Source organism: Bradyrhizobium sp. P5_C11_2 (assembly GCF_054049755.1).
The window spans coordinates 1-7,496 of sequence record NZ_JBFULT010000374.1 but is presented as its reverse complement, the minus strand read 5'-3'; the positions used below and the strand labels follow the sequence as shown (position 1 = coordinate 7,496).

Below are 7,496 nucleotides of genomic sequence, written 5' to 3'. Positions count from 1 at the left end.
CGATCATGCTGACCCGGTCTTCGGTGCGCCGGCATTTCCGGAAGGCCTCGTTGCGTCGCTGCCGGGCCCATCGTCGAAGGCATCACCGGCGCCCTCTCGCCCGCCGCCGGACGTCCCACATGGGCCGGACGATCGCCCGCGTGGACTCTTGACCAATGAGCCCTCAAAGCTTTGGCCGGTCCAGCCACCGATTTTCTTTCCGTTCTGAAATGTCGCGCAGACGCGATCTCCGTGGGGATCGGCCGGCTGGCGACACACGGCTCATTTGCATCGATCCGAAGCACGTGTGCGCGATCTGGCCGCTGACGGCTCCTCTGCTCAGGCTGGCGATCGTCAAAACAGGCCTATCAGAGTTCGCCACGATCGAACGCGATGTCCTCGATGGCCGTTCGCTGCTGTGGGTCGCCTGGAACGGCTCAGGGATCGAGGCTGCTGCATCGACGAGCCTGCAGCGGACGGACGCCGGCAAAGTTTGCGTCATCACAGCATGCGCAGGGGCGGGCATGCGGGATTGGCTGCCACTGATCCGCGGTATCGAAGCCTACGCACGAGCGGAGGGTTGTCGCTGTGTACGCATCTTCGGGCGGAAAGGCTGGTTGCGCGTCCTTGATGGATACGAACAGACTTACGCGATCATCGACAAGCGTTTGCCGTGACGGCCGAGATCCGCTTCATGCAATTGCTCGGTTCGGGGCGGCCTTTGCCCATCGAACCGGCCCGACAGATGTAACTACGCTGCGCGACCTGGGGTTGCGTTTGTTCTTGATTTGTTCTAGTATGCATCTCGACGCGTCTCACACGTGGCCTGAAACTTGGCCGATGGGAATATCCGGCCGACGGGGTCAACCAAGTTGTCTTTCATAAGATGAGAGTACAGATGACAAGATCGTCCGGAGAGCCTTTCGCGTACCCAATTTCGGGATCGAAGGTGCATTGCCGCGCCCACCATGGTGGGCTGATCTCGACAATTGGAGAGTACCGTCGTCGGTATCCCCTCCTTGGTCACCGCCGCCGTCGGCTCCCCGGGAAGATGTCGATCCATTCGGCCCTCCGCCGCAGATGCCGGGTCCGCCAAGGTTGCAGAATGAACTTGCGCCTGCCGATCGCGTCGTCATCGACCGGTTGTTCGGATCACCTCGCGCTTCCTGCCAATGGAATGCGACGAAGCTTCCGCGTTCACGTCGTCCGGATGGGCCGCCACGTGAATCGCTCCTCGCGACCGCATCTTGTTGCCGCGCAGACTGCATGACACGGACTGAGCGAACTCACATTTAAGGGAATATCGTCAATGGGCGGACAATCCACCTCTACACAGACCCAGCAATCGCAGACTGCCCCTTGGGCTGCCGCGCAGCCGGCGCTGCAAACCATGTTGGGCCAGATTAGCACGGGGCTCAACAACACCGGCCTGACGTCGGCCGAGAGCTCGGCGCTCGACACGCTGAAGAACAACGCCGCGTCGGGCAATCCTTATGCGGGCCAGATCGCAGGCTACGCGCAGTCGCTGCTCAATGGCGGCGCCGCCACCGCGCAGGCCGGCGACGTGCGGGACAACCTCGCGGCCTATCGCAACTGGCTGACGCCATATGCGAACGGCAGCATGGTCGGCAACAATCCGGCACTCACTGCGCAGCTTGCGCAGATCCGGTCGGACGTCGGCAATGACGTGAACTCGCAGTTTGCCGCCGCGGGCCGCGATTTCAGCGGCGCCAACCTGATGGCCTATGGAAGGGGCGTCGCGGCTGCTGAGGCGCCGGTGATCGCCGCGCAATATAACCAGGACGTGGCGAACCAGCTTGCCGCGACAAATGCGCTGTATAACGCCGGCAACACGACGGCCAACACCTTGACCCAGATGCAGCAGAGCGACCTAGCCAATCGCGGCCAGGGCGTAACCGCCGCGCAATCGGCGCTCGATGCCCAGAACTATGGCGCCAACGCCACTTTGGCGGAGGAGGCGCAACGTCGAGGGATTCCCGTGCAGGCCCTGAGCCTGCTGGCGCAGATCGGTGTGCCCATCGCGCAGCTTGGGACGCAAGGCAACAGCACGACGACGGGGACGCAGCAGAAGTCCGGAGTTGAACAGTTTGCGACGCTCGCCGGCGGCGTCAACAGCCTGCTCAATCCCTTCAAAGGCATTTGGGGAGGCTAAGTATGACAATCCAGACTGACGCGGAGCTGACCGGGGCCGCCTTCGACTTGGTGAATGCAGGTTACGCGGAAATGCCAGACCCGGACAGGGAGAGCGAACGCCAGTCGATCGACAGCGACGGTGCGTCGCTGCGCGACGCCGCCGACCGGCGATCCGATTCACGGCCTGAAGTCGTCGTCAGGCAATACACAGATGCAGAGGGCAAGCCCGCTGCCGCGAACGAGGCCGTAACTCTCGCGCGCGCCGCGCGGGATTATGCAAGCGCAACGGCCGGCGACAGGCGGATTGCCGAGAATGGCTCTTCGGAGGCGCTTGCCGCAAGGATCGATGCGCTACGCGCTGAAGTGGCTGCCAACGATTCCGATGCGCCCGAGTTCTACGGCTTTGAGCAGCCTGAGGCCAGCGATGCGCGTGACGAGGAAATCGAAGCGCCGTCAAATGCGACGAAGGATCACGCGAAACGCTCGACCGAACTCGATCTCGATATCGAGCAGCTCGTGCAGCATCCGCAGGTGCGCCTCGCGCTCGAGGAAAAGGTAGGCGAAGTCGAGCGCGCGCGGCGGAGCTATGTCGACGGCCTCGATGCGGCGATGCAGATCGCGCAAGCGAGCTTTATCAGCCAGTTTCCTGAGTTGGCCGGCATGCCGCCGGAGCGGCTTCCGGAAGCCCTCGCGCAAATGGCGCACCAGGATCCCGCAAAGCTTTCCCGCATCCAGGCGATTGTCGCGGGCAGCGAGCAGTTGCGCGCTCGGCAGAATGAGGAGATGCGGCGGACGGCGGAAGCCTCGCGGCGCGATTTTCAGAACTATGCAAAGGCAGAGGACGCCCGGCTGGAGACGCTGCTCAAGGAAGAGACGAGAGACGTCAGGCAGGCCGTCGCGCAGGAGATCATGGCGTCGGCCAAGGCCAGCGGTATCGAACCGGAGGAACTGCAACGCCTGTTCGACAGCGAGCCGCTGATGCGCAACGCCACGTTCCAGCGCATGATGTACGACGCCGGAAAATACCGGTTGATGATGAAGGCGAAGAGTGCTGTGGCGGCAAGGCCGATGCCGCCGGTGCAAAGGCCGGGTATGGCGACGAGCCGAGGTGAACGCGATCAGCATGATCTGCGAGCGTTGAGCGCGCGGCTTTCCAGCTCAGGTGATCTCAAGGACGCGGTCGCGCTCTACCAGGCGAGGACAGGCGGTCGACGATGAGGGAGTCTGCGCGAGCAGCCCTTCGCCGAATGAAAAGCGATGAATGTCCTTCTCTGGCTCTGAATAGAGACGGTGTGCACACAGGATAGGATGCCCATGCTGTTGAGACGTATTTTGTCCATCATGATTGTCGCGACAGGCCTTCTCCCATCGGTTGATGCATTTGCCGGTGATTACACCGTTTCATATGCTTTCGACGGCACGACCAGGGAGGACGTCGCCGCAGGCGCAACGAGTTCGCTCAGCGAAGAGGGGACCACGAAAGAGTGCCAGTACGAGAAGTCTTGCACGATAGAGCTGACGAAGTCGGATCTGACGATATCGTTGAGCGTCAAGCGTTCGGGGCCCCGCAAGGTGGTCGTCTATGCCTACGGCGGTCGTAGCCGTGACACAGGTTGTTGCTATTTTTCGGACGGCGATCGCCTGGCTGAGAGCGAACTGCCCCAATCATTGCTTCGCCTGCGCATCTACGAAGGGCACGCGCGCAAGAGAAACGAATACATCCAAAATCTCCCTTTGGGGCTTCTGTATCTCCAATTTTCAGACTTGAAATAGTTCGGCGTTCGGGCGCGCCGCTAGCTCGCTTTCATCCCCCTTATTCGTCAGCCGAAGTTTCCCGCGATCCTTCGTTGATCGCGGGGCCGGATCGGCCTGCTTTCACAGGAGCTCTTGMTGGCCACCATCGAACGACAATACCTGCCTCCCCTGAATCCCGAGACGACGATCGCGGAGGCGGATCGCCCGCGTGTCTTCGATATCGTTCGCAAGCAGTTGGCCGATCTCCTGGAAGGAGACCAGTCCTACTATCCGGATGGGGTCCACAAGGATTGGCAGGCACGGGCCGAAGATCTTGATGGCTACATCAGATCGTTCAGGAGCTTACAGGGACGCGTCAACGATCCGGCTGACATCCTCGGAGATGTGATCAGGCATCTACGCCAACATGCCAAAGACTTTCGCGATAGAATCAATGGCGCAGGACCCTCCGATCCCATCGAGCTGCCGCCCGGATTGTCGCCGACAACCCGAGACAAGAACGAGCTGTACCTCGACCCGAACCCAGTTGCGCCCCCAATGGAGGCTGATCCTCATCCGCGAGAGGAGTGGGAGGTTTCGACAAGGTCCGGAGGCCTGCCGCGCAGCGGGACGAGCAAGCMAGAGCGGCGCATCGCCCCGCCAATATTCTTTCCGTTCTAGGGTCGCCCCTCTCGATTTTCTCGGCGTACCGACCACCCAATCAAACTGGATTTGCGACAGGAGAGCGCACCATGAGCGAAGACGACAGGAATTTCATTGAACGCGCCGAGTCCATAACCGGAAATCTCTACGGCGAACCCATGTCAGCGGAGCGGATCGCGGAGAACTTTGCGCTCTACGGACTGAAGAAGCGCGTAGCCGCGCTCGAGAAATTCGATGCCGAGCTGGGTGGCGAAATCGATTCGAGTCCTCATAATTTGCGAAGACGCGTCCAGCTCATCGATTTGCGTCGGCGCATGGGTAGTCTCCACGAGGCGCTGCGCAAAGCGAAGCGATGACCCACCCGCTGTTGACGGCACTCGCGCGGGCACGGCTTCGCGACGCGCCGATGTTCGCCAAATGGTGTGAGCTGAACAATTTGAGTGCCTGTCCGGCAAGACCGGAGTCGGTGGCGCGCTTCGTGACCGATTGTGCATCCATCGGCATGAGCCGGCTCTGGCCCGCCGTGCAGGGCATCTCGCGCATGCACGTGTCGCTCGGCCTGGCCGATCCCACGCTTGGCGGCGTAGCGGCAAGCGCGATGAGCGCAATTGCGGCCGTCCCGCCGCCGCGATCCTGGCCGGGGCGGTTCAAGCAGCGGTTCGATGCGCTGCCCTACGACATCCAGGTTCATCTCGCCTCGCACGAATCTCAGCGGGAGCGCGCGCTTCGGCGCGCGCAGAACGACGCAGCCTCAGCGCGCCAGAAGCTGGCGGCCCTCGAATCTCAAATGAAGGACGAAAAGACCAATGGCAATGAAGCAGCAGCGCGCGACAAGGCTTGAGGAGCGGATCGAGGATCTGCGTACCGAAATCGACGGCATCCTCGATGAGCGCGTGGCCAGGATCGCAAGCGAGAGCCCTGGCGTACCCGCGGGCGTGATCCGCAACCTCCTTACGGCCCGGGCGCCGTCCTGTCGTTGCGCACAGTATATCGAGCTGTGCAAGGGCGAGGCGAACAAGCCGGACTGACTGCGTGCGGGAATGACACCCTCGAACACACGATGGCGCCCCACGGCGCCGCCTCTTCAAATCAAGGATGCAGGATGACTCTCTACAAATGGTCTCAAACGGCGTCCGCCGACGCAACGGCGGATTCCACGATCAACTGGGCAGAAGGGCAATCCCCCTCCAGCGTCAACGACTCGGCGCGCGGGATGATGGCGGCGATTGCAAAGTATCGAGACGACGTCGCGGGTGCGATCGTGACGAGCGGGACAAGCACCGCCTATACGGTTAATACCTATCAGGTGTTTCAGTCGTTGTCGCAGATGAATGGTCAAGTCATCGCGTTCACGCCGCATGCGACGAATGGCGCGACCGTGACCATCAATGTCGACGGTCTCGGTGCGAAGCCGCTGCGTTCGGCGCCAGGTACTGAATTGCCAGTTGGAACTATAATTCAAGGTACTCCCTATGTTGCCCTCTACAGCAATACGGACGGGATATTCTACCTTCATGGATTATACGGGAATCCATACAATATCCCGATCGGCGCGGGCTTCGACTATTGGGGGACGACAGCTCCAAACAGCTCGTTTGTGTTTGCGTATGGTCAAGCGATTTCGCGTCTGACCTATAGTGCTTTGTTTGCGCTGTTTGGCACAACATACGGCGCGGGCGATGCATCGAGTACGTTTAATATCCCTGATCTCCGCGGTCGCGTAACGGCGAAGAAAGACGATATGGGCGGAATAGCAGCGGGGCGATTGACGTCGTCGTATTTTGGCGCGACGGCCACTAGCCTAGGTGCCGCGGGGGGGCTGGAGAGCCAGAATCTGACGATTGCTCAGATGCCCGCTCATAATCACGGCGTCACCGATCCCGGTCATACGCACACTCCAACTGGGGTCTCTGGCGGACTATGGGGAGACAACATTAGCGGTAGTGCCGCTGATGGAGGAAATGCCTTTCAGATGACGCATGCGAGCATTCCAATCGCCACCACAGGAATATCTATCCAAAACRCAGGCAGCGGTAGCGCGCATAATAACGTGCAGCCTACAATCATCTGCAACTATGTCATTCGAATCATTTAGCGGAGAGGACTTCTCGGTGTGCGCCACTTGGCGATACGCTCTACGCCAGAAGCTCTATCCGATGAGTATCTGCAGGCGGAAATGCTCAAGCAATCGTTCAGTCAATGCCAACAAGTTGGATCAGAATCGCTTAGACGGTGATTAGCGGCATAGCTTTCACTGACGCCCATTGTTGGTCATGACTCATTCCTGAGTGACGCGCACGAAATGAGTTTGGCCTCCATTCTCTTGCAGGGTCTAGTGTTCCGGTCGTTGTGAAAATGGCGTTCATACCTCCGGAGGATACGGCCGCCAGTCCATATCCATGTTTGGCGCAAAGAGAAGCAAGCGCAGTAATGGAGGCGCCATGGTACCAGCCTAGTGGGTGATATTTGTGGCGGTCAAAGCCGGAGTGGTAAGGAATAGTTACTGGTTCAAGTCCAAAACTTGAGTTGTATTCGACGCAAATGACGGTCGGTCTCGTGTCTAGAAGACGCTCCAGAAACCAGTAGTCGTTGCCGTCGACATCTATGGAGAGTACCCCGAGTCGAGGAAAGATCTCCTTTATAAAGTCGATGTTATCGAGCGTGATGAAGCGTCGAAGAGCCTGCACGCTCTTTGGTAGCAAGCGCGTTGCATCTGCGACTTGGTCTGCATCTCCGTCAATCAGCACACCTTGCCAACCGTCCGCCTTGACCAGCGGCAGGCAATTGAACTCGACGGGATGGAAACCAAATTCGACGAAGGTCTTGGGGGCCTGGACGGCTAGACTTTCGATGATTGAACCCTCGTTAGACTGCGAAGAAGCTCTCTGCATCCGAGCCCAATAGATTGCTCGTCGCAGTGTAGCATTCTGTTTCAAAATATTTCTCATGGTGGCTTGATACCACCC

10 protein-coding genes are annotated in these 7,496 nt (G+C 59.9%); 9 read left to right on the top strand and 1 reads right to left on the bottom strand.

What is annotated here, in order from left to right:
- Nucleotides 1-155: 155 nt before the first annotated feature.
- The 9 genes from ACXJL8_RS28040 (at nucleotide 156) to ACXJL8_RS28000 (ending at nucleotide 6,625) form a co-directional block, all read left to right on the top strand.
- Nucleotides 156-656, top strand: coding sequence for a hypothetical protein (locus tag ACXJL8_RS28040; RefSeq protein ID WP_456685962.1), 501 nt, complete (start codon nucleotides 156-158; stop codon nucleotides 654-656).
- Nucleotides 657-1,369: 713 nt separating this feature from the next.
- On the top strand, nucleotides 1,370-2,152 hold the full coding sequence (locus tag ACXJL8_RS28035; RefSeq protein WP_456623997.1) for a tail fiber domain-containing protein: 783 nt from the start codon (nucleotides 1,370-1,372) through the stop codon (nucleotides 2,150-2,152).
- A 2-nt stretch (nucleotides 2,153-2,154) separates the two neighbouring features.
- The gene (locus ACXJL8_RS28030; RefSeq protein WP_456685961.1) at nucleotides 2,155-3,351 is read left to right on the top strand and encodes a hypothetical protein; all 1,197 of its coding nucleotides are present in this window, start codon (nucleotides 2,155-2,157) and stop codon (nucleotides 3,349-3,351) included.
- Between the two features lie 96 nt (nucleotides 3,352-3,447).
- Nucleotides 3,448-3,906: a hypothetical protein gene (locus ACXJL8_RS28025; protein ID WP_456623995.1), complete on the top strand. Its 459-nt coding sequence runs from the start codon at nucleotides 3,448-3,450 to the stop codon at nucleotides 3,904-3,906.
- 114 nt (nucleotides 3,907-4,020) lie between these two features.
- Nucleotides 4,021-4,548: a hypothetical protein gene (locus tag ACXJL8_RS28020; protein WP_456685960.1), complete on the top strand. Its 528-nt coding sequence runs from the start codon at nucleotides 4,021-4,023 to the stop codon at nucleotides 4,546-4,548.
- 71 nt (nucleotides 4,549-4,619) lie between these two features.
- Nucleotides 4,620-4,886, top strand: coding sequence for a hypothetical protein (locus ACXJL8_RS28015; protein ID WP_456624296.1), 267 nt, complete (start codon nucleotides 4,620-4,622; stop codon nucleotides 4,884-4,886).
- The gene (locus ACXJL8_RS28010) at nucleotides 4,883-5,371 is read left to right on the top strand and encodes a hypothetical protein (RefSeq protein WP_456685959.1); all 489 of its coding nucleotides are present in this window, start codon (nucleotides 4,883-4,885) and stop codon (nucleotides 5,369-5,371) included. The genes ACXJL8_RS28015 and ACXJL8_RS28010 overlap by 4 nt, the downstream gene beginning before the upstream one ends.
- Nucleotides 5,337-5,558, top strand: coding sequence for a hypothetical protein (locus ACXJL8_RS28005; RefSeq protein ID WP_456624298.1), 222 nt, complete (start codon nucleotides 5,337-5,339; stop codon nucleotides 5,556-5,558). The genes ACXJL8_RS28010 and ACXJL8_RS28005 overlap by 35 nt, the downstream gene beginning before the upstream one ends.
- A gap of 74 nt (nucleotides 5,559-5,632) precedes the next feature.
- Nucleotides 5,633-6,625, top strand: coding sequence for a phage tail protein (locus ACXJL8_RS28000; RefSeq protein WP_456685958.1), 993 nt, complete (start codon nucleotides 5,633-5,635; stop codon nucleotides 6,623-6,625).
- A gap of 130 nt (nucleotides 6,626-6,755) precedes the next feature.
- On the opposite strand, the gene ACXJL8_RS27995 is transcribed toward ACXJL8_RS28000, so the two are convergent.
- Nucleotides 6,756-7,496, bottom strand: a 741-nt coding sequence (locus tag ACXJL8_RS27995; RefSeq protein ID WP_456685957.1) for a hypothetical protein, incomplete at its 5' end; no start/stop codon positions are given.